The sequence below is a fragment of the Raoultibacter massiliensis genome (assembly GCF_900199545.1).
Classification (GTDB): Bacteria; Actinomycetota; Coriobacteriia; order Coriobacteriales; family Eggerthellaceae; genus Raoultibacter; species Raoultibacter massiliensis.
The window spans coordinates 486,564-507,977 of record NZ_LT962671.1; the positions used below are offsets into that span (position 1 = coordinate 486,564).

At 60.0% G+C, this 21,414-nt stretch carries 22 protein-coding genes, 4 tRNA genes and 1 pseudogene; 23 read left to right on the forward strand and 4 right to left on the reverse strand.

Annotation, left to right across the window (positions count from 1 at the left end; translation table 11 throughout):
• Nucleotides 1–1,114: Lhr family helicase (locus C1719_RS06150; RefSeq protein WP_425439804.1), on the forward strand; the 1,114-nt coding region annotated here is incomplete at its 5' end.
• Nucleotides 1,115–1,137: 23 nt separating this feature from the next.
• Here C1719_RS06150 and C1719_RS06155 read toward each other — a convergent pair.
• The 3 genes from C1719_RS06155 to C1719_RS06165 form a co-directional block, all read right to left on the reverse strand.
• Nucleotides 1,138–1,674: a DNA-deoxyinosine glycosylase gene (locus C1719_RS06155; RefSeq protein WP_102374318.1), complete on the reverse strand. Its 537-nt coding sequence runs from the start codon at nucleotides 1,672–1,674 to the stop codon at nucleotides 1,138–1,140.
• Nucleotides 1,675–1,797: 123 nt separating this feature from the next.
• Entirely contained in the window at nucleotides 1,798–2,004 is a 207-nt protein-coding gene (locus tag C1719_RS06160; protein ID WP_102374319.1) for a helix-turn-helix transcriptional regulator, read from the reverse strand.
• A 135-nt stretch (nucleotides 2,005–2,139) separates the two neighbouring features.
• A complete protein-coding gene (locus C1719_RS06165; RefSeq protein WP_102374320.1) occupies nucleotides 2,140–2,652 on the reverse strand; it encodes a YbhB/YbcL family Raf kinase inhibitor-like protein in 513 nt (170 codons plus the stop codon).
• Nucleotides 2,653–2,989: 337 nt separating this feature from the next.
• On the opposite strand from C1719_RS06165, the gene C1719_RS06170 reads away from it, so the two are divergent.
• The 14 genes from C1719_RS06170 (at nucleotide 2,990) to C1719_RS06235 (ending at nucleotide 10,901) form a co-directional block, all read left to right on the forward strand.
• Nucleotides 2,990–3,418: a helix-turn-helix domain-containing protein gene (locus C1719_RS06170; protein ID WP_102375944.1), complete on the forward strand. Its 429-nt coding sequence runs from the start codon at nucleotides 2,990–2,992 to the stop codon at nucleotides 3,416–3,418.
• Between the two features lie 52 nt (nucleotides 3,419–3,470).
• Nucleotides 3,471–4,568, forward strand: coding sequence for an alpha/beta fold hydrolase (locus C1719_RS06175; RefSeq protein WP_245874389.1), 1,098 nt, complete (start codon nucleotides 3,471–3,473; stop codon nucleotides 4,566–4,568).
• 374 nt (nucleotides 4,569–4,942) lie between these two features.
• Nucleotides 4,943–5,027, forward strand: a tRNA-Tyr gene (locus C1719_RS06180).
• A gap of 3 nt (nucleotides 5,028–5,030) precedes the next feature.
• Nucleotides 5,031–5,106: transfer RNA gene (locus tag C1719_RS06185), tRNA-Thr, on the forward strand.
• Nucleotides 5,107–5,111: 5 nt separating this feature from the next.
• A tRNA-Met gene (locus C1719_RS06190) sits at nucleotides 5,112–5,188 on the forward strand.
• Between the two features lie 171 nt (nucleotides 5,189–5,359).
• Nucleotides 5,360–6,562: an elongation factor Tu gene (gene tuf, locus C1719_RS06195; protein ID WP_102374321.1), complete on the forward strand. Its 1,203-nt coding sequence runs from the start codon at nucleotides 5,360–5,362 to the stop codon at nucleotides 6,560–6,562.
• A gap of 118 nt (nucleotides 6,563–6,680) precedes the next feature.
• Entirely contained in the window at nucleotides 6,681–6,830 is a 150-nt protein-coding gene (rpmG, locus tag C1719_RS06200; RefSeq protein ID WP_102374322.1) for a 50S ribosomal protein L33, read from the forward strand.
• A 19-nt stretch (nucleotides 6,831–6,849) separates the two neighbouring features.
• Nucleotides 6,850–6,926, forward strand: a tRNA-Trp gene (locus tag C1719_RS06205).
• 158 nt (nucleotides 6,927–7,084) lie between these two features.
• Nucleotides 7,085–7,504, forward strand: coding sequence for a preprotein translocase subunit SecE (secE, locus tag C1719_RS06210; protein WP_102374323.1), 420 nt, complete (start codon nucleotides 7,085–7,087; stop codon nucleotides 7,502–7,504).
• A gap of 4 nt (nucleotides 7,505–7,508) precedes the next feature.
• The gene (gene nusG / locus C1719_RS06215) at nucleotides 7,509–8,039 is read left to right on the forward strand and encodes a transcription termination/antitermination protein NusG (protein WP_102374324.1); all 531 of its coding nucleotides are present in this window, start codon (nucleotides 7,509–7,511) and stop codon (nucleotides 8,037–8,039) included.
• Between the two features lie 110 nt (nucleotides 8,040–8,149).
• The gene (rplK, locus tag C1719_RS06220) at nucleotides 8,150–8,653 is read left to right on the forward strand and encodes a 50S ribosomal protein L11 (protein WP_102374325.1); all 504 of its coding nucleotides are present in this window, start codon (nucleotides 8,150–8,152) and stop codon (nucleotides 8,651–8,653) included.
• 86 nt (nucleotides 8,654–8,739) lie between these two features.
• The gene (gene rplA, locus C1719_RS06225) at nucleotides 8,740–9,450 is read left to right on the forward strand and encodes a 50S ribosomal protein L1 (RefSeq protein WP_102374326.1); all 711 of its coding nucleotides are present in this window, start codon (nucleotides 8,740–8,742) and stop codon (nucleotides 9,448–9,450) included.
• Between the two features lie 207 nt (nucleotides 9,451–9,657).
• Nucleotides 9,658–10,617 (forward strand): SPFH domain-containing protein, encoded by a 960-nt coding sequence (locus C1719_RS06230; RefSeq protein ID WP_180963497.1) that lies wholly within the window; start codon nucleotides 9,658–9,660, stop codon nucleotides 10,615–10,617.
• Between the two features lie 92 nt (nucleotides 10,618–10,709).
• On the forward strand, nucleotides 10,710–10,901 hold the full coding sequence (locus C1719_RS06235; RefSeq protein ID WP_102374327.1) for a type II toxin-antitoxin system antitoxin: 192 nt from the start codon (nucleotides 10,710–10,712) through the stop codon (nucleotides 10,899–10,901).
• Between the two features lie 124 nt (nucleotides 10,902–11,025).
• Here C1719_RS06235 and C1719_RS06240 read toward each other — a convergent pair whose 3' ends face one another.
• Nucleotides 11,026–11,475, reverse strand: a complete 450-nt coding sequence (locus tag C1719_RS06240; protein ID WP_102375948.1) for a hypothetical protein — start codon at nucleotides 11,473–11,475, stop codon at nucleotides 11,026–11,028.
• A gap of 300 nt (nucleotides 11,476–11,775) precedes the next feature.
• Here C1719_RS06240 and map point away from each other — a divergent pair, with 300 nt between their 5' ends.
• The 8 genes and pseudogenes from map to C1719_RS06280 form a co-directional block, all read left to right on the forward strand.
• Nucleotides 11,776–12,546, forward strand: coding sequence for a type I methionyl aminopeptidase (gene map, locus C1719_RS06245; protein ID WP_102374328.1), 771 nt, complete (start codon nucleotides 11,776–11,778; stop codon nucleotides 12,544–12,546).
• Between the two features lie 184 nt (nucleotides 12,547–12,730).
• The gene (locus C1719_RS06250; RefSeq protein ID WP_102374329.1) at nucleotides 12,731–13,966 is read left to right on the forward strand and encodes a carboxylate--amine ligase; all 1,236 of its coding nucleotides are present in this window, start codon (nucleotides 12,731–12,733) and stop codon (nucleotides 13,964–13,966) included.
• Nucleotides 13,967–14,135: 169 nt separating this feature from the next.
• Nucleotides 14,136–14,915 carry an aspartate/glutamate racemase family protein gene (locus tag C1719_RS06255; RefSeq protein WP_180963498.1) on the forward strand — a complete coding sequence of 260 codons (780 nt, stop codon included), beginning with the start codon at nucleotides 14,136–14,138 and terminating at the stop codon, nucleotides 14,913–14,915.
• A 15-nt stretch (nucleotides 14,916–14,930) separates the two neighbouring features.
• The gene (gene asnB, locus C1719_RS06260; RefSeq protein ID WP_102374331.1) at nucleotides 14,931–16,799 is read left to right on the forward strand and encodes an asparagine synthase (glutamine-hydrolyzing); all 1,869 of its coding nucleotides are present in this window, start codon (nucleotides 14,931–14,933) and stop codon (nucleotides 16,797–16,799) included.
• Between the two features lie 427 nt (nucleotides 16,800–17,226).
• Nucleotides 17,227–18,393, forward strand: a complete 1,167-nt coding sequence (locus C1719_RS06265) for a murein hydrolase activator EnvC family protein (protein ID WP_219717832.1) — start codon at nucleotides 17,227–17,229, stop codon at nucleotides 18,391–18,393.
• Between the two features lie 31 nt (nucleotides 18,394–18,424).
• Nucleotides 18,425–19,597: a coiled-coil domain-containing protein gene (locus C1719_RS06270; protein ID WP_102374333.1), complete on the forward strand. Its 1,173-nt coding sequence runs from the start codon at nucleotides 18,425–18,427 to the stop codon at nucleotides 19,595–19,597.
• Between the two features lie 426 nt (nucleotides 19,598–20,023).
• Complete coding sequence (locus C1719_RS06275; RefSeq protein WP_245874391.1) at nucleotides 20,024–20,836, forward strand: ABC transporter ATP-binding protein; 813 nt, start codon at nucleotides 20,024–20,026, stop codon at nucleotides 20,834–20,836.
• Between the two features lie 9 nt (nucleotides 20,837–20,845).
• Nucleotides 20,846–21,414: pseudogene (locus tag C1719_RS06280) on the forward strand (hypothetical protein); the annotation flags it as partial.

The following is a 21,414-nucleotide window of genomic DNA, read 5'->3' on the forward strand; positions in this document are numbered from 1 at the left end:
CCGTCAGATCGTCGACGCCGTCCGACGCAGGCTTGCCTCCGTCCGCGTTGACGAGGATTCCGTCGCCTCGATGCTGCAGCGGCTCATGTGGCAGGGACGCGTTACAAACGATACGTTCGCACCGGTGCGAATCGTGGCGTCAGCCGAATCGGCACCCCGCGCCCGCAGCGCGAGCCGCCGCCGCGTCAGCAGCCGTCGGGCACATGCGCGCGCCGATTACTCCGAGGCGATGGGGAAGTCGTCTTTCGGGAATGTAAGGGCCGTGCAATCGGGGCGCTGGTCGCTTGTTTCCCCTTCGGACGAAAACGATACCGTGCGCGCCATCGCGCTCGTCGATTCGCTGCTCGACCGCTACGGCGTGCTCACGAGGGATATCGCTCTTGCGGCCGGCGTCTCCGGCGGCCTTGGCTCTCTCATGCCCGTCCTCAGATCGATGGAGGATGCGGGCGATCTTCTGCGCGGCATGTTCGTCGAGGGGCTGGGTCCCGCTCAGTTCGCTGCGCGCGAAACGGTCGATGCGCTGCGCGCTTACGCCGGAAACGATGATCCGGGCGCCGATCGCCGTACCGCGATGGCGGTGTTGGCCGCAGACGATCCGGCGAGTCTCTTTGGGGCGGGGATCGCCTGGCCGCCGGTCGGCGGCTTTTCCGGCGCGGATGCGAAAGCCGTCGCCGGCGGGTTTGACGTTCGGGAAGATTCGGACGGTTCCCGCATGCTCGATGATGCCGGTACCGATGCATCCGATGCTGCCGAAAAGACTGTCAGCGAGGATTCTTGCGAGGGTTCATCCGGTCGATCTTTGCGGCCTTCGCGCCGTTCGGGAAGTCTTGTCGTGATACATTGCGGTACGCCGGTCCTTTACGCCGCTCCCAGCCTTCGATCGATCATTGCGTTTTCCGATGATCTTGCCGTCCTCGCCGATGCCGCATGCGCTCTCGTCGAGCATGTGCAGAAATCCCTCAAGCGAGAGGGCGGGGCGGGTGCTCGAAAGAAGATGCTGGTGGAGGAATTCAATGGCCGCTCGGTTCTCGACACGCCGTTTGCCGCCATCTTGCAGCACGAAGGTTTCGTGCGCCTGCCCGACGGAATGCGCTTCTACGCTTCGCCGTTTTGACGAATGGCGCATCGGTTTCGGTCTTAGCGTTTATCGGCCGGTGCGGTCCGGTCGGCAAGGGCGAGCGCGTCTTTGATCGGCTGGTAGGCTGCAACGAGGTCGTCCAGGCGCATCTTTGCGTTTGCCGGGCTCGTGGAAGGAAGGGCTTCGTGCGGCACCTGCTCGAGCATCTCTTTGTTGAAGCGGCGGTAGAGCGCGGCTGCTTTCGCTCCCGTGGTGAACACCGCCTCGAGGGGCGCTTCGTCGAAGATGATCGAAAGGTCGTTGGGAGTGGGATCGGCGATGCTTGCATCCGATGCGCCTTCGATCGTGCAGGATGCGAGAACGTCCCAGATCGCGATGCGATGGGCAAGCAAAAACGCCGTTCGCTCCTCGCGGGTGACGGGCTCCGGCTCGTTGAAGAGCGCGCCGAGCACCTTCCAGAAGCGGTTCTGCGGATGCCCGTAATAGAAACCGACTTCACGGGATGCGGGGGAGGGCATGGTGCCCAAAACGAGTACGCGGGAGTTCGCGTCGAAAATGGGTTGCAAGGGGTGTGCGATGATGCGCGGCTTTTCCATCTGTCCTCCCGTGGTTGGCTCGGTGCGTTTCGATCGGGGGCAAAGGACCCGATGCTCGGTGAGGGGCTGCAGCGCTACAGGGCGCTTCCGGCGGCAGAATCTGCCTCGGCGTGAATCATCTGCTTAGGCATGATCTTCCTCCTCGTAGACGAAGATGTCTTCTATGGGCAGTTCGAAGTAGCGGGATATCTTGAACGCGAGCGTGATGGAGGGGTTGTAGCGCCCCTTCTCAAGCGAGCTGATGGTCTGGCGGGTAACTTCCAGCGCATCGGCCAATGTCTCCTGGTTCAGCCCGCGCTCGCGGCGCAGCGCTTCGACATGGTTTTTCACGAGCGTCCTCCGAAAATGATTCCTGCATAAATGTAAAGCTAGCTTTACATCAACGATACCATAGCAAAACAAAGATGTAAAGCTGACTTTACATATCTGCGCTTCCGCCTGCCGCTTGGCAGATGGAAGCGAGGTTCAAGCTCGGCTCGTCACTTCGAGAACGGCTTTCTCGAGCACGTGCCCTTGTATGGCGCGCCTGAACTCGTTGAGGTAATACCCCTCTTCAAGTTCGAGTTCGATATCGAGTGCGTAAACGGTCAACGTATATGCGTGGTCTTTGTCGGGTGGATAGGGGCCGGCGTAGCGATGGATGATGCGCGGGTCGGTCCAGCCGCCCGCGAGCGGCGACCAATCGCTGTTCGATCCTTGGATGCAGGGCACGGCGCCCGATGCGCTTGCGTTTTCGGGAATCGTGCGGATGTCGGGCGGGAAGTTGCAGGCGAGCCAATGGATCCAGCAAAAGCCGCCTACGGGGATCGCGTCGAAATCGACGAACGTCAACGCAAGGCTCTTTGCGGTGTCGGGAACGTCCTCGACGGATAGGGGAAACGATACGGCGGGATGCCCCTCGATTTGATGCTCGGCAGGGGCGTGTTTTCCGTATTTGTCGGGCAGCATGCCCTTCTCAAGGGGAACGGAAATCTTCATCGGAGCTCCTCTCTTCTGTCGTATGCCTAGCGCGCCCCGCGCCTCGCAGTTGCGGTCCCCGGTTGCCGAGATGGGGTTGCGGGCGCGTGCGGTATGCGCGGTACCCCAATTGTATACCCTGGATCAAAATCCCAACATGCCGTTGCGCTCGAAGGGCCCGCCGCGATCCCCCTAACGCACCTGTGCTTCGGGGGGGGGGAGGAGGAGCAGCGCTTTCTCGGCGTTCTCCTCGCTCTGTCAACGGATCGCGACATTTTTCCAATGATATGCCATGATCGGTTGGTGGAGCGCCTTCTGGCGCCGCACTATCATGGATGCATGAAGGAGTATGAAAAACATGATCGGTATGAATATCCAGAGCAGGCGGAAGATGTGCGGGCTCACACAGGAACAGCTTGCCGAGTGCCTGGGCGTATCCCGCCAGACTGTGGCGAAGTGGGAAAGCGGCGAAACGACGCCCGATTTATCGAACGGCGCCGCCCTGGCGGATGCTCTCGATGTTTCGCTCGACGCGCTCATCCGCTACGACTCGCACGGCACGTCGCTTCCCATGCCGCCGCGCGGAAAGCACCTGTTCGGAACGGTAACCGTGGGCGAGCGCGGTCAAATCGTCATACCGAAGCAGGCGCGCGATACCTTCGGTATTGCGCCAGGCGATTCTCTTCTGGTATTCGGCGACGAAGCGCAGGGGATCGCGATAACGAAGGCGGAAGATTTCATGGATCGCGTTTCGGCGCTCCTCGAGCAATCAGGGAAAAAACGGTAACGGCACGGCTGCCGAGCTGGGTTCTGCATGCCGTCGCCCGAAAGGAGATGCCATGCGGAAAGCAGGCGGGAAAAGGAAGGTCGGCATGATCATCGGAATCGCGGTTGCGCTCGTCGTCGCGGGAGTGGCGGTGGCCGTAGCCCTGTACGTCGACAACAACAGGCACGGTGAGGCCCGCATGATAGAGAAAGCGCATGCGGCGGGCTTCGTGGAGAAGCAGGTTGACGTTGGCGGGGCGGTCGTGAACTATGCGGAGGGGCCGGCGGGCGGGCCTGCGCTTCTGCTGATCCATGGGCAGTCGATGCAGTGGGAGGATTATGCGAGCGTGCTTCCGCGCCTTGCCGAGCGCTATCATGTTTACGCTGTCGATTGCTTCGGCCACGGCGAATCGACTCGCGATCCGTCTCTTTACACATGCGCGGCGCAGGGCGAGGCGCTCGTGTCTTTCGCCGACCAGGTGATCGATGCCCCCTACGAGGTGTCGGGGCTTTCATCGGGCGGCATCATCGCGGCGTGGGTTGCCGCCAACGATGCCGAGCGCGTTACGTCGCTCGTGCTCGAAGACCCGCCGTTTTTCCATGTGACGCCCGAGGAGATGCAACGGGAGCCGGGCTGTTTCGTGTGGCGGGACGGGTTCGAGATCACGCACGGGTTTCTTCAGCAAAGCGAAGTGGACGATCTTGCCGTGTATTACGCGCAGAACAGCTATCTGTTCGCGCAATTCGGAGGATTGCAGCCGCGGATTGCCGAGTGGACGGCCGCGGAGCGCGCAGCTAACCCAAACGAGCACCTGGTGCTGTCGTGGGTGCCGCATGACTGGGTGCGCGGCATGTACTATTACGACGATTTCGATCCGCGCTTCAGCGAAGCGTTTTATCAGGGGACCTGGCTTGAAGACGACGCCCAGGAGGAAATGCTTGCAGCCGTCGAATGTCCGACGATCTACCTCAAAGCCGAGACGCGCTACGGTGCAGACGGCCTTCTGTATGCGGCTAACAGCGACGAGGATGCGCTGCGAGTTGAGGAGCTGCTGGCGGATTGCGAAACCGTTCGCATCGAATCGGGGCACGATATTCACTACGAGCACCCCGATGCCTTCGTCGATGCCGTCGATCGGGCGCAGGCGCGAGCCGCGGGAGGCGGGGATTGACCGCCTCCCGCGTCGGGCGGCGTGAAGGCCTGTGGCGCCCGAGTCGCCTTCGCGATCGCCCATGCCCGTATCGGCTATGGAAAAATCGCTGAAATTGGGGTCTTTTTAAATCTCATCCGACGTATTATCATATCCCGCGGGCAAATTCAGGTTTGCCCGAATGATACGCAAACATTCGTCGTTTCGCCTTTCTTTGCCCCATACGGGCGGGAGGAAGTCTCAGAAACGGAGGAATGGTGGAGATACACCCGGGGGCGTGTAAACCGTTGACACCCCGCTTTTCCTAGCGTATTATTCATCTGCTCGCGCGATCGCGCCTTAGCGAAAGCGCAAGCAGGCAGCTTGATAAATACACATGAGTTGAGCAGACATTTGGGAGTGTGCCCGAGTGGTTAAAGGGGACGGGCTGTAAACCCGTTAGCTATGCTTACCTAGGTTCGAATCCTAGCGCTCCCACCATCTGCCTGTGTAGCTCAGTCGGTAGAGCACTTCGTTGGTAACGAAGAGGTCACCGGTTCAAGTCCGGTCGCAGGCTCCACTAATGGCGGTGTAGCTCAGTTGGTCAGAGCACACGGTTCATACCCGTGGCGTCACTGGTTCAAATCCAGTCACCGCTACCATTTTGGAATTCACACGAACGAACGGTTCGTGCTTACGTCGCATGTGCCACAAGGTGCATGCGCTTTTTTTACTTGCAAGAAATTGCACTCAGCTTAGAAAGCGTCCGAGAGGGCGCAGAAGCTCATCATTTATCTCTATCGCGAAAGCGAGCCTATTTTAGGAGGATGACAATGGCTAAGGAGAAGTTCGAGCGCAGCAAGCCGCATGTTAACATCGGTACTATCGGCCACGTTGACCACGGCAAGACCACGCTCACCGCTGCTATTTCCAAGACCCTGTCCAGCAACGACGGTTCCCATGGCACCGCTTCTGCTGACTTCACGGCCTTCGAAGACATCGACAAGGCCCCCGAAGAGCGCGAGCGCGGCATCACCATCTCGATCGCTCACATCGAGTACGAGACGGACGCTCGCCACTACGCTCACGTTGACTGCCCCGGCCACGCCGACTACGTCAAGAACATGATCACCGGTGCTGCTCAGATGGACGGCGCGATCCTCGTTATCGCTGCTACCGACGGCCCGATGGCTCAGACCCGCGAGCACATCCTGCTCGCCCGTCAGGTTGGCGTTCCCTACATCGTCGTGTTCCTGAACAAGTGCGACATGGTCGACGACGAAGAGCTCCTCGAGCTCGTCGAGATGGAAGTTCGCGAGCTTCTCGACAGCTACGAGTTCCCGGGCGACGACACCCCGATCATCCGCGGTTCTGCTCTCAAGGCTCTCGAGGGCGAAGCGGAATGGCAGCAGAAGATCTGGGATCTCATGGATGCAGTCGATTCCTACATCCCGACCCCCGAGCGCGACGTCGACAAGCCGTTCCTGATGGCTGTCGAGGACACCATGACCATCACCGGCCGCGGCACCGTTGCCACCGGCCGTGTTGAGCGCGGTACCCTCCATGTCAACGACAACCTCGAAATCATCGGCATCAAAGAGACCATGACCACGGTTTGCACCGGCATCGAGATGTTCCGCAAGCTGCTCGACGAGGCTCAGGCCGGCGACAACATCGGTTGCCTGCTCCGCGGCGTCAAGCGCGAGGAGATCGTTCGCGGCCAGGTTCTCTGCAAGCCGGGCAGCGTGACCCCGCACACCGAGTTCGAAGGCCAGGTTTACATCCTGACCAAGGAAGAAGGTGGCCGTCACACCCCGTTCTTCGATGGTTATCGTCCGCAGTTCTACTTCCGCACCACCGACGTCACCGGTGTTGCCCACCTTCCGGAGGGCACCGAAATGGTTATGCCTGGCGACAACGTGCTGCTGAAGGGCGAGCTCATTCACCCGATCGCCATGGAAGAGGGCCTTCGCTTCGCTATTCGCGAGGGTGGCCGCACCGTTGGCTCCGGCCGCGTTACCAAGATCATCAAGTAACAACGCTCGACTGATCGAATGCTTGAAACGGAGCCCGTGTACCATGCGGGCTCCGTATGCAAACCGCTTATCATGTGTATGAATCGAAGCGCGAAACGTTACAATAAAAGGAGAATTCATGCGTACATTGGTCACATTGGCGTGCACTGATTGCAAGCGCCGCAATTACACGACCAAGAAGAACAAGCAGAATAATCCTGATCGCATCGAGATGAAGAAGTACTGCAAGTGGTGCGGCCATCATACGCTGCACAAGGAAACTCGGTAAGTAGTCAGGGAAAAGCATTAGGCCAGTAGCTCCAATTGGTAGAGCGGCGGTCTCCAAAACCGCATGTTGGGGGTTCGAGTCCCTCCTGGCCTGCCAGCTTGTTTATTAAAGCAGCTTGGTTCGAAGTTGCTTGGGAAGCAGCTTGGGAACAGGCTGCTGATCGATACCGATATGGTTGGTCGAGCAGTCTTATGATAGGCTGCTTGTTTGGCGTTATAAGACGGTAAGAATTCCGTCGCGAATAAAGGATGCAGATGGCTAAGAAATCAAAGACACAGCGAGCGAAAGCATCGGCTGCCCGTGCTGCTAAAAAAGAGCAGGAGGCTGTCGAGAGCGCGCAGGTTGAGGCTAAAGACGTAGCCGAGGCCAATGCGGAAGCTGAGAAAAAGCCAAAGCTGAAGCTCTTCAAGAAAGCCGAGAAGGCCGAGGCTCCTGCAGAGAAGAAGCAGGTCAAAAAAGAAGAGAAGAAGCCGGAAAAGAAGGCGAAGAAGCCGGGTTTCTTGAGCGAGGTTCGCGCTGAGATGAAGCGCGTTACTTGGCCGACGAAGTCCGACGTGCTCCGTTGGAGCGGCGTCGTCATCGTGGCTCTTCTGTTCTTCGGCATCTATGTTTCGGTGCTCGATAACTTCATCGTAACGCCAGTGCTCATTGGCATATCGGGTTTGGGAGTGTAATCGAATGTCGAAAAAATGGTATGTCCTTCATACGTATTCGGGATACGAGAACAAGGTGAAGAAGAATCTCGAAACCCGCATTGAAACGATGGGTCTTGAGAACAACGTCTTCGGCATCGAAATCCCCACTGAAATGGTCACCGAAATCAAAGAAGGCGGCCGTCGTGTGGAGAACGAGAAGAAGGTTTTTCCAGGGTACGTCCTCGTCCGCATGGAACTTGACGATCGCAGCTGGGCTGCCGTTCGCAACACGCCGGGCGTGACGGGTTTTGTGGGCAGCCAGGGAAACCCTGCGCCGTTGACGCGCGAGGAATACAACAAGATCATGAAACGGACGAGCCGTGAGGCTCCGAAGAAGACTTCTTCCAGTCTCGAAGTGGGGCAGGCCGTCAAGGTTGTCTCCGGCCCTCTGGCCGAGTTCGACGGCGTTGTTTCGGAAGTGTCTCCCGAAGCAGGCAAGGTCAAGGTCATGGTCTCGATCTTCGGACGCGAAACCCCTGTCGAGCTTTCGTTCGATCAGGTGGCGAAAATTTAGAATTGGATATCATGAGCGCCGCGTGCCTGGGTGGACAGGGCTTCTCACGCAAGGCGCTTTGTTGATAGATTGAGATTGAGTAAACATCAGCTGAAAGGAACGTTTCGATCATGGCTGAAAAGAAAGCAACCGGCTTTATTAAGCTTCAGATCCCCGCTGGTGCCGCAAACCCGGCTCCTCCGGTCGGCCCCGCGCTCGGTGCGCAGGGCGTTAACATCATGCAGTTCTGCCAGGCGTTCAACGCCGAGACGCAGGACAAGGCGGGAACCATCATCCCCGTCGAGATTACCGTTTACGAGGATAAGACGTTCTCGTTCGTCACCAAAACCCCGCCCGCTGCCGTCCTTATCAAGGAAAAGCTCGGCATTCAGAGCGGCTCGGGCGTTCCGCAGCTCCAGAAGGTGGGCACGCTCACCGAGGATCAGCTTCGCGAGATCGCCGAGGTGAAAATGCCCGACCTCAACGCCAACACGATCGAGGCTGCGATGGAGATCATCGCCGGCACCGCTCGCAGCATGGGCGTGTCGATCGAGGGCCGCGCTCCGAAGAAGACCTATGTGCCTTCCAAGAAGCTCGCCGCCATGCTGGCCGGCAGGACGCTCGACGAGGAGTAAACCGCACCGAGGCCGCGCGCCTCTGAGCGAAAGACAGATGTGGAAGAGCGCATGCCCGCTCGTCATCACCACGAAAGGACGATGAAATGGCTAAGAAATCCAAGAACTACCGTGCAGCAGTCGAGAAAGTAGGGAGCGGTCCTTACGCTCCGCTCGAAGCCGTCAAGCTCGTGCAGGAAATCTCGACCGCGAAATTCGACGAGACCGTCGAAGCTCATTTCCGCTTGGGCATCGATACGCGTCAGGCTGACCAGCAGCTCCGCGGTACGGTGAGCCTGCCCAACGGTTCGGGCAAGACCGTTCGCGTGGCCGTGTTCGCCGAAGGCGACGCCGCCCGTGCAGCCGAAGAGGCTGGTGCCGATATCGTTGGTTCCGACGATCTGATCGCCGATATCCAGGCTGGCAACATCAACTTCGATGCGACGGTTGCCACTCCCGACCAGATGGCCAAAGTCGGCCGTCTCGGCAAGATTCTCGGTACGCGCGGACTTATGCCGAACCCGAAGCTCGGCACCGTCACGAACGATGTGGCAAAGGCCATCAAAGAGCTCAAGGGAGGCCGTGTCGAGTACCGCGCCGACCGTTACGGCATCGCCCATGTCATCATCGGCAAAGTGAGCTTCACGCCCGAGCAGCTTGCAGAGAACTACGGAGCCGTCTTTGACGAGATCATCCGTATGAAGCCTGCTGCCGCCAAGGGCAAGTACGTCAAGTCCGTCACCGTCACTTCGACGATGGGGCCTGGCGTTCCGGTCGACAGCTCGGTGACCCGCAACTACACCGTTGCAGCTGAGTAAACTCAATCACAATCGTCACATACGTGCGAGGAGAGGAGCCTTCGGGCTCCTTTCTTTTTTGATCTCAATGTGATATCATCTTAATATCAAGTTAGAACAAAGCGGCATATCATGATTGCCGAAGTGCGGACCGCGCATGCGGATGCCGCTTTGAGGCCTTCGGCGGGATTCCGACGAAGGAGGCCGCGATATAAGGAGTGGTGCAGCATGTCTGAAGAGAAGATCGTCCAAGGCAGAAGCGGCTGGCCGATGCTTGCGTTGACCCTGGCGGTGGCCGCGTTGTGCGTGGTCGCCATCGTTTTCGGCGCAATGATGCTGCCGCCCGAAGAAGCTCCCGTGACAAGCGGGATGCAGGTGCTCGGCATCATCCTCTTGGTGGTCGGCATCGTCGTTTTATGCGTAGGGCCCCTGCTCATGCTCATGGGTTTCTACACCATCCAGCCCAATCAGGCTCGCGTGCTCATTCTCTTCGGCGATTACTTGGGAACGGTGCGCGACGAAGGGTTCCATTGGGCCAATCCGTTTCTTTCCCGCTCGGCGGGTACGACGGTTTCGGAGGAGGGCAAGGCGGTTCCGCGATCGCTCAAGATCTCTTTGCGCGCCCGCACCTACAACGGCGAGCATTTGAAAGTCAACGATAAGAACGGCAATCCGATCGAGATAGCCGATGTGGTGGTATGGCGCGTCGAGGATACTGCCAAAGCCATTTTCGACGTTGACGATTATACGACGTACGTGCACACGCAAAGCGAGACGGCACTGCGCCATGTGGCAACCACGTACGCCTACGACTCCGATACCGAGGCGATCACGCTGCGCAGCAACATCGAAGAGGTGTCGGCTGCGCTCAAGGAGGAGCTGTCGGTTCGTCTCGAGAAGGCGGGAGTCGTCATCGACGACGCGCGGCTGACCCACCTTGCCTACGCGCCCGAGATCGCCCAGGCGATGCTGCGTCGCCAGCAGGCCGAGGCGGTCATCGCCGCACGCGAGAAGATCGTGCAGGGCGCGGTTTCGATGGTCGACATGGCGCTCACCGAACTGGCGGCGAAGCATGTGGTCGATCTCGACGACGAGCGCCGCGCGGCTATGGTTTCGAACCTCATGGTGGTGCTTTGCGGCGATTCCGAAGCGCAGCCCGTGCTGAACACGGGTACACTGTATCAATAGCGAATTGTAGGCGACCGCCGGCACCGCCGCATCCCTCTTGGCGGCAACGGCGTTCGGGATCCATGCGATAGTGAGGCGGTATCGAAGGCGTTATGGCGAAGCGGAAGCAATACCCTTTACGCGTTGATTCGGAGGTGTGGGAGGCCGTCGAGCGATGGGCTTCCGATGATCTTCGCAGCGTCAACGCGCAGGTGGAGTTCATTCTGCGAAAATCGCTCAAAGATGCCGGTCGCCTGGGAAAGAAGAACGCTTCGTCGGATGATTCGGAATCGGATGCGGAGTGAGAAAGAGGCATCTAAGGCCCCGATCGAAAAGACACGAACTGGCTTTCGGGCGGGAGTCCGGGTGGGCGGAGCGACTCGCCGCAAGCCTGAGAGACCAAGCAGCGCGAAACCGGAAGGCGGCCCTTTAGGCCGCCTTCCTTCGTTTCAGGGATACGCTCAGCGCTACGAACGCCAAGGCCATCGCAATAAGACCTGCGCCGTCGAATGCGACGAAACGCAGGATGCTCGATGCGAGGAGCTCGTGTCCGGCGGGAATGGAGGCGAGGATCGCGCTTTCGCCGATAAGCCCGATGGCCTGCTGCGCCAGCACTACGCCGAAAAGCGCGCGGTGTTTGACGGGGTTGGCGATGGCGAGGGGATAGGTGGCGTTCCACATGAGGAACGCCACTCCAAGTCCCTGCATCGCGATGCGGCCTTCAAATCCTGCAAGCTCGTAGGCGGGTGCGAACGCATCGGGCCACAGAACGAACTGGACCGCGCACTGCACGTTTACGACGAAGACGGCTGCAAGCGCTATGCGGGCTGCGCGCAGAGCAGCCTTGCTCGCCGTACGCTCCTGCACAGCCTGATTCACGGATTCGTCCTTTCTCGCCTCGATCGATGCAGCCATTGTACCCGAAGCATCGGGATTCGAGCCGAATGGAGGCGCGCTGTGAACGTTCTGAAACGTTCGCTTAGGCGCCCTGCTTGCGGCCGAGGTCGGTGTTGTCGTCCTCGGTCGTGCCGACCGTTCAGCGCGAACGGCGATGCCGAGCGGTTTGTCGTTCGCGGCTTTTCGCGGAGACCCGCCATGTCCCCATGCGATTCCCGATCGCACCATGAGTGCTATACTGAGCCGAAACGAAAACCAACGGCATAGATAGGCGTATACGGCATGATCATCAAGAAATCACCGGCCGAAATCGAGGCGATGAAAGAGGCTGGCCGCATTTCGGCGAAGGTGCTCCGCGAAGTCGGCGCGCGCGTGCAGCCCGGGGTGTCCACGCTCGAGCTCGACAGGTTCGCCGAGACGTTGATTCGCCTCGAAGGCGGTATTCCTGCGTTCAAAGGCTACGGCGGGTTTCCCGGCTCGATCTGCGCTTCGGTGAACGAGCAGATCGTCCACGGCATCCCCTCGGCCGACGTCATCTTGCAGGAGGGCGATATCCTTTCGGTCGATACGGGCGCCATCGTCGACGGCTGGGTGGGCGATAACGCCTGGACCTACGCGGTGGGCTCTGTATCCGAGGAAAAGCAGCAGCTGCTCGCCGTAACCGAGAAATGCATGTGGGCCGGACTCGACGCCGCTCGACCCGGCAACCGTCTCGGCGATATCGGCGCGGCCATACAGGAGATTGCGGAGGCTGCGGGTTACGGGGTCGTGCGCGAATACGTTGGGCACGGCATCGGCCGCAATATGCATGAAGATCCCAACGTTCCCAACTATGGACGCAGGCACACGGGCGTCTTGCTCGAAGCGGGCATGGTCCTCGCCATCGAGCCGATGATCAACATCGGCACCCACAAAACCAAGCAGATGCCCGACGGGTGGCTCGTCGTCACACGCGACGGAATGCCTTCGGCTCACTTCGAGAAGACCGTCGCCATCACCGAGGACGGTCCTGTCGTGCTAACGACCGAAGAGGGGCATCGCAGGCCTATCTAGCGCGCTTCGGCCGCGCTTGCTTCGCTGGCGGCGGGCGGCTCTGTCGCGGTATGTCGGCGCCCGTCGCGCGGCTCCTCGGTGTGTATCTTTAGCGAACGGGCTTCGGGCCTTTGCGCTGCTTGCTTATAATAAACGTTCGTCATATGAATCAACCCGTGTGGAACGGGAATGGAAAAGGATCCGCGTGAACACTTCAGTTGATTTCGCCCCGGTGCTTTTGGGCGGAGATGCCAACGCCTACGGAATGGCCCGCTCGTTTTTCGAGGAGTACGGGATCGTTTCGGCCGCTATCGGCAAAGGCGCGTTTCATATCTGCCGGCACAGCAAGATCGTCCGTTTCGAAGTGTGCGAGCCCCGCCTCGAAGAGGACGAGGTGTTCGTCGAAACGCTCGTGCGCTATGCCCGCGATCATAAGGGCGCGCCGCTCGTGCTCGTGCCGTGCGGCGACAACTACACCAAGATGCTGGTGCGCAACCAGGATAAGCTGCGCGACCTGTACCGGTTCAACATCATGTCGCCCGATCAGTACGAGCTCGTTTCAACCAAGGAGCGATTCTACGATACGTGCGAGAAGCACGGGCTGCTGTTCCCCGAAACCTGCGAGGTGACGGCTGAGACGGCGCAGGGGTTCGAACCGCCGTTTCCGTATCCGGTCGTTGTGAAGCCCTCGAACAGCGTGGCGTACTGGACCTGTGATTTTCCGGGCAAGAAGAAGGTGTTCGTCGTCAAGAGCGCCGATGAGATGCGCCGGATTCTCGAAGGCGTGTACTCGTCGAGCTATCAGGACGGCATGATCGTTCAGGATTTCGTCCCGGGCGACGATACCCGCATGCGCGTCATCAACTGCTACAGCGATACGTCGGGAGCCGTCAAGATGATGGTTTTGGGCGACGTGCTGCTCGAAGAGCACACTCCCGAAGGAATCGGCAGCTACGGTGCCATCATGACCGGGTACAACGAAGAGATCAACGGGCGCATCAAGGGCTTTCTCGAAGAGATCGGCTACGTGGGCTATTCGAACTTCGATTTGAAGTACGACGAGCGCGACGGTTCCTATAAGCTGTTCGAGATCAATCCGCGCCAAGGCCGTTCGAGTTATTTCGCAACTGCTTCAGGCAAGAACCTTGCGCGCTATCTCGTGCAGGACGTCGTGTACGGCGAAAGCCATCCGATCGACATTGCTACCCTCGAAGACGAGATGCTGTGGACTATGATCCCGCTTTCGGTCATTCGCACCTACGTGAGCGATCCTGGCGCGCGAGAGCGCGCGGAGCGGTTGATCGGCGAGGGCAAGGTTCGCCGATCGTATTGGACGAAAGACGATCGATCTCTTCTGCGTTATCTGAGCTATCAGATGAACCAGAAAAACTATCGGCAGCAGTACAGGGATTGCTTCAACCGCAGGGGCATCGACGACTGATGCTGCTCGGCGCTGGCTCCGTGCCGGCGGTTTTGCCGCAGACGGGTGCGGGCGTGAAACGGGCCGCGCGGCGCGGCGCCGCCGAAGCCGATAGGGCGTTTGCGCGGTGCTGCGGCTCGACGACGACAGGCAGTGGGCGAGAGATGAACGGAGAAAGCGAGGTGCGCACGTGGAAAAGCTCGGAATCATAGGGGGATTGGGCCCGGCGGCTACGGCGCGGCTGTTCTCTCGGATCGTCTCCTATACCGATGCCGCCTGCGATCAGGACCACCTTGACGTGACGATTCTCAACCGCCCGTCAATACCCGATCGCACGGCGTTTCTCCTCGGCAAGCCGGGTTCGGAATCGTTCGTTGAGCCCATGCGGGTCGCAGCCGCCGAACTCGAGTCTGCGGGCTGTACCGTGTTGGCCACGCCCTGCAATACGGCCCATGCCCGTCTGGACGAAATAGCATCCTCGCTCACCCGCGCGCGGTTCGTCGATATGCCCGCATCGTCAGCGCGCTTCGCATGCGATCTCGGCTGCAAGCGCGTGGGCGTGCTCGCCACCGACGGGGCGCTTGCCTCCGAGGTGCACCAACGCGCGCTCGGCGCAGTCGGCCTCGAGGTCGCAATACCCGAAGCGGCGGTACAGGAAACGGTCATGAGCATCATCTACGATGACGTGAAGGCAGGTCGGGTTGCCGATGCCGATAAGGTGGCAAGCGTATGCGATGCGATGGCGGATGCGGGATGCGACGGCATCGTGCTCGGGTGCACCGAGTTGTCGCTTCTGGGGCTGCCGCGCAGGCGCGAGGGCGCATGCATCATCGATGCACTCGATGTGCTTGCGTGGAAGTGCGTGACCGAATGCGCGGGGAAAGCCCGTGATCTGAGGGATGAATATCAGCGGTTCGAGACGGACGGCAGCGGCGCGGCCAACGGGGTCGGCGCCGGATCGATCGAGTAAGGAAGTTTTCGACCTATGTGCGGATTTGCAGGCTTTGTCAACAACCGGACCGATATAGACGCTGCGCGCGTCATAGAGCTCATGGGGGATCGCATCAAGCATCGCGGGCCCGATGACGCCCAGTACTACATCGACGACGACGTGGCGCTTGCGTTTCGCCGCCTGTCGATCATCGACCTGGGCGGCGGTCGCCAACCGCTGTTCAACGAGGACGGCTCGATGGTGCTTGTATTCAACGGCGAGATATACAATTTTCCGGAACTGCGCGAAGAGCTTATCGCCCGCGGCCACGTGTTCACGACTAAATCGGACTCCGAGACGATCCTGCACGGATACGAGGAGTACGGGCGCGGAATCCTCGACCGCCTGCGCGGCATGTTCGCTTTCGCCATTTGGGACAAAAACGAGAAGAAGCTGTTCGGCGCGCGCGATATCTTCGGCATCAAGCCCTATTACTACTATCGCGAAAACGGCCTGTTCATGTTCGGCTCGGAGATCAAGAGCTTCCTCGACCACCCCGGCTTCGATAAGCGCATCGACCGCACGCGCATTGCCGATTATCTGTCCTACGAATATCTGCCCGATGAAAACACGCTGTTCCAAGGCGTATACAAGCTCATGCCCGGATCGTATTTCGAGTGGACGCCCGAGAGCTTCACGACCGAACGCTACTACAATCCCACCTACGCGATCGACGAGGCCCCTTCTCTCGACGAATGGGCCGATCGCATCGAAGACGTGTTCTCCGAATCGGTGAGGGCGCACCAGATCGCCGACGTCGAGGTGGGCGGATTTCTCTCCTCTGGCGTCGATTCGAGCTACGTGGTCGATCGCGTGTTCGCGCAGGGCACGAAGATCAGGACGTTTTCGGTGGGTTACGAAGAAGAACAGTACAGCGAGCTCTCGTATGCGAAGCAGTTCTCCGACGAACTGGGGGTCGAGAACATCTCCAACAAGATATCCGCTGCCGATTTCTTCGACGCCATGCCCGATATCCAGTACTTTATGGACGAACCGCTTCCGAACCCCTCTGAAAATCCGCTGTACTTCTTGGCGGAAAGCGCCGCGAAGCACGTGAAGGTGGTTCTTTCGGGGGAGGGGGCCGACGAACTGTTCGGCGGATATCCGAATTACCTGGCAGAAGACCACTTGGGCAGATACTGCCGAAGCGTTCCGCGCCCTGTGCGCCGTGCGCTCGGAGCGGTTGCGGGGAAGCTTCCGCGTTTCAAGGGCCGGCATTTTCTCATGCACGGCGCCATGGAACCTTGGGAGCGGTTCTCGCGTGCCGATTACGTGTTCGAGAACGAGGATCGCCAGCGCTACCTCAAAGATCCTATTACGGGGCCGACGCCGCAGGAGCGCTCGAAGGCGTACTTCGAGCATGTCGACGGACTCGATGCGGTGACGCAGCTGCAATACGTCGACATGCAGACGTGGATGGCTTTCGATATCCTGCTCAAGGCCGATCGCATGTCGATGGCCCACTCGCTCGAGCTGCGCGTGCCGTTTCTCGATAAACGCGTGCTCGAGACGGCGCTGCAGATTCCCTCGCGTTATCGGGCGGCCGACGACGAATCGAAGATCGCGCTCAGGCATGCGGCGGCACGCCATCTGCCGGAGCGCGTGTACGGCAAGGAGAAGCTCGGATTTCCCTCGCCGCTTGCGGCATGGTTGCGCGAAGACGAGTACTACGAGCGCGTGAAGGCGGCGTTCACAAGCGAGGCGGCCTGCGAGTTCTTCGTGCCCGAGGCCCTTGTCGCGCTGCTCGACGAGCACCGTTCAGGCGCGGTGTCCAACATGCAGAAGATATGGTCGTTCTACACGTTCATCGTATGGTACGAGGAATTCTTCGGTTCGGGAGAGCGCGCCAACTGCCGCGCATAGGGTGACGTGCGGGCTTCCGACGCGGGTAGCCCATGCAACGGGCGGACCGACTGCCGCGCGCGCGACGATGCGGCAGCTGCCCGATGCCGTTCTGACATCCGGTACGCCGTATGCTCTGCCGTTGCGCAGGCGGCGTTTGTTGTCGTTTCGGTTACGACGGTTCTCTGCCGTCTCTGGCATTCTCGCAAAGGGCGATACCTTATCTTGCGGCTTCTTGATATCGTTGCTACCCTATGCTGTGCCCTCGCAAAGGGGAGAAGAGAAGCCTGCGACAAAATACCAGATCAGAGACTTGTATGGGAGTATTCCGCACGATCATTCCCATACAAGGAGACCTTATGTACCTTTTTTGAATGGCTTGGATTGGTCGCTCGCCCTTTGTTATGATCGGCCTTGCTTTGAGCAATTACATAGAAACAAGGTGCATATGCTGACTTTAACTACACAACGCACTTTCCGTACAACCATGTCTCTTTTCTTGGCGTTTTTACTGGTTGCCTCTTTGGGGCTGATAGCTCCCGTCCAGGCTCTTGCGGTAACGAGCGCCGAAAAGCAGGCTGAAGCGGATGACATCATGCGCAGCATCGATTCGCTGCAAACCCAGCTTAACGAGGCGAATGCCGAATTCGAGCGAGCAACGCAGGAATACGAGACTGCAAAGGCGGCCGCCGAGGATGCGGCCGATCGCGTGCAGGCTGCCAAGGAGCGCATCGCCGAGCTGCAGGAACGCTTGGGCGATCGCGCCGCGAGCATGTACAAGACGGGCGGCTCCATGTCGTTCATCGACGTGCTGCTCGGAGCATCCTCGTTCGAAGAGCTGGTGACCTCGTGGGATGCATTCGAGAAGATCACGAGTCAGGACGCCGAGCTTGTACAGGAGAGCAAGGATGTCAAGGCCGAGGCCGAAGCAGCCGAGCAGGAATACAACGAGCAGAAGGCCAAAGCCGCCGAAGAGGTTGAAAAAGCCGAGGCCGCTCAACGGGAAATCGAATCGACCAAAGCTTCGATGGAAGAAGAGCTCACCCGCGTGAACGAAGAAGTGGTCGCGCTGCAGGCGAAAGAGGAAGAAGAGCGCATCGCTGCAGAAGAGGCCGAGCGCAGGGCGGAGGAGGCAAGGCGTCTTGCCGAAACGACGGTCGTTCCCGGCACGGGCGGCGGTGGCGGTTCGACGAACACCGGCACCTCGGGTGGCGACGGATCGGCGAACACCGCGGGGTGGGTCAATCCCTGCCCGTCGTATTACGGTGTAACCAACGAGTTCGCATGGGCGGGCGCGTGGGACGGCAACTACCACAACGGCATCGACCTGGGTGCAGCATCGGGTGCCGACATCTTGGCTGCAGGGCCGGGAACCGTTACCTACGTCGGATGGTACGGCACGGGCGGTAACGCGGTTATCGTCAGCCATGGCAACGGCGTCCGTACGATTTACATGCACATGAGCGCGCAGGCGGCGACGGTCGGGCAGCAGGTATCCGCCGGCGATCTGATCGGCTACGTGGGATCGACCGGCTACTCGACGGGTCCCCACCTGCACTTCCAAATAGAAATCAACGGAACTCCGGTCAATCCCCGCAACTACTTCAGCTTCTAGTTCGCGCGGGCGGGAAACCGAGGAGGCTTGCATGGAACGGAATCAGACAAAGGTAACAAGACGGGCGTTTCTGGGTGGTGCGGCGGCTTTCGGCGCCGTGTCGCTTACCATGCCGGGACTGGCGTTCGCCGACCCGACGTCGGCGTCGAAGCAGGCCGAAGCCGACGAGGTGCGCACGCGCGTGACCGCGATGCAATCCGAGCTTTCTGCTGCGTCGGAAGAGTATTACGCAGCGCTCGACGCTCATGATGCGGCTGTCGCCGCATGCGACGAGGCTCAGGCTCGCATCGACGAGGCGAACGGCCAGATTTCCGAATTGCAGGGAAAGCTCGGCACCCGTGCGCGCAGCATGTACCGCAGCGGCGGCACTTCGTTTCTCGATCTGCTGCTTGGAGCCACGACGTTCGAGGAATTCGTAACCAACTGGGACATTCTCAACCAGATGAACGAAAACGACGCGGCGCTCGTGCAGCAGACCAAAGATCTGCGCGCCGAGGTCGAGGTGCAGAAAGAAGAACTTTCGAAGCAGGAGCAGATCGCTTCCGACAAGGCCGAAGAAGCCCGCGTAAACAAGGAAAACGCCGAGGTGACGGTGGCGGCCCTGCAAGCCGAACTCGATTCGCTCGATGCCGAGGCCCGAGAGCTTTTGCTTGCCGAACAAGAGGAGGCTGCAGCTGCCGTTCGCGCGGCGGAAGCGGCTGCATCCGAGGATGGCGGCTCTGATTCGGGCGGTGGAACCGGCGGCAATACCGGTGGAGGAAATACCGGCGGTGGCAATACCGATGGCGGGGGTTCTTCGGATAACGATTCCGATGGAGGCTCGTCGGGAGGCGGTTCGTCGGGAGGCGGCGGCAACTACGTTCCCCCGAACGGATCGGTTGTCGACTACGCGGTCTACTGCCTGGGAACGCCCTACGTATACGGCGGGAACACGCCGGGCGTGGGCCTTGACTGCTCGGGTTTGACCTACTGGTGCTATCGGCAGGTTGGAAAGACCATCCCCCGCACCACGTACGGCATGCCGGGGTCGGCGGCGTGGCAAGGTTCCGTTTCCGAGGCTCAGCCGGGCGATGTTCTGTGGAATTCGGGTCATGTGGCCATCTGCACCGCCTCGGGCGGCGGAACCTACATCCATGCGCCCCAGCCGGGCGATGTGGTGAAGTATTCCTCCTGGCCTCAGTTCTCGCTCGCCTTGAGGTTCTAGCGTTCCGGTTGGAATCCCGCTGCCTTTGCTCGGCATCGAGCGAAGCTCGAAATGCGCTGGAATCACCCTGCGCTGTCGCCTTCTGCCTGAAAATCCGCCGAAAATGGCGGTCAAGGCAAGCTTCTGTCAAAATTTCGTTAAGTAGATAATATATTCAATTTATGCGACCTGGGGAAATGCTCGCGGCTATACTTCAACGCTGCTGTAAAGGGCTGCCGACAGTCTCAAATGGCGACAGAAACATGCCTTGGCCGCCATTTTCGATGTGATTTTTCCGAGGATAATCGCTTTCGATCCGCTTCGGTTCGCTTTCGATCATACTGGGTAGAACAAGTGCCGCCTGCGAGGAGTCGATGTTTGTACGGGACCGCTTTGCGCAGGCAGCGCATGGGGCGGCTTTCTGCTGGACGGCGAAGGGATCGGGTTGTGGGCGATGCGCGGATGAACGAAACGAAGCTGGACGATCGGCATTCTTGCGGACCGAGTGCGGAGAAGCCGGATCCGGCGCAGAGTCGAAACGGCGAATTCCGTCAGCGTCCCTGCGCCCTGCGCGCCGAGCGTCTGACGTGCCGTTATGCCGCTGAGGATGTATTCGCTGACGTGGGCTTCGAGCTCGATCAGGGATCGATAGCTTTTCTAACGGGTCCGAACGGGGCGGGGAAGTCGACGCTGTTCAGATGCCTCGCCGGCTGGTCTGCTCCCCGCGAGGGATCGATCGAGCTTTTCGGCGAACCGTTCGACGGCTCGGATCGCACACAGCGGGCGATCATCTCCTATGTGCCCGATGTGCCTTCGTTCTACGATGATCTTACGGCGGGGGAGCATATCCGGTTCATGCTGCAAGCGAATGGGATGGGCGTCGGGGGATCGAAGGCGCAAACCCTCATGGATCGGTTCGGGCTTTCGTCCCATCTTGATCAGTACCCCTCGTCGTATTCGCGCGGCATGAGGCAGAAGCTCGCCCTTGTGATCGCCCTTTCGCTCGATCCCCGGCTGCTGTTGCTCGATGAGCCCTACGGACCGCTCGATCCTGCTGCGGCGATCGTCTTGAGCGAAATGCTCGTCGAAGCGAGGGATCGGGGCGCGGCTGTTCTCGTGAGCTGCCACCACGATGTTCCCGCGCTCGAGCCGGATACGGTGCTGCGATTGGCCGATGGCGCTTTGATGCGGTTTGATGCGAATGCGGGCTTGTCGGAAGGCTTGTCCACCGGCTTGCCGAATCTGGCCGAAAGACAATAGGCATCCGCAATGCTGCATGATATCCGACTTCTGCTTTGGCTTCGCATCCGCCATGCGCGAACCGCGTTTTCCCGCATGATGCATCTTGCTGGCACCGATCCCGCTTCCGAAGGCGGCTTGGGCGAGCGCACCTACCAGCTCTACATCGTAGCGTTCGTCGCCGTCGCCCTCGTGCTTCTCTGGGCGGCGCTGCTCGATGCCGTTGCAACCGTTTTCGCCTCGATGGGAGCCGCAGGGTCGTACGCGGTGCTTTCAGCCGCTCTCGTGGTGCTGCCGATCGCTTTCGCGGTTGGGAGCATCAACGGTTTGCGGACGGCGCCGCTCAAGTTTTCCCATCCCGATATTACCTATCTTGCTGCGGGCGCCCTGCGCATGCGCGCGATCGCCCTTGTCGATGTTGCGGTGCGCGCGGTTCTGATGCTCGTGCTGGGCGCGCTGCTCGGCTACCTGTTGGGAGCGGGGGTGTCGAGCGGGACGCAGGCCGCATTCGATCCGCTTGCGGTTGCCGCGCTCGGTTCTCTGGGGGCCGCCGCTGCCGTGTCGGCGGGGCGCCTTGCGGGCGCAATCCGCCTTGCGGG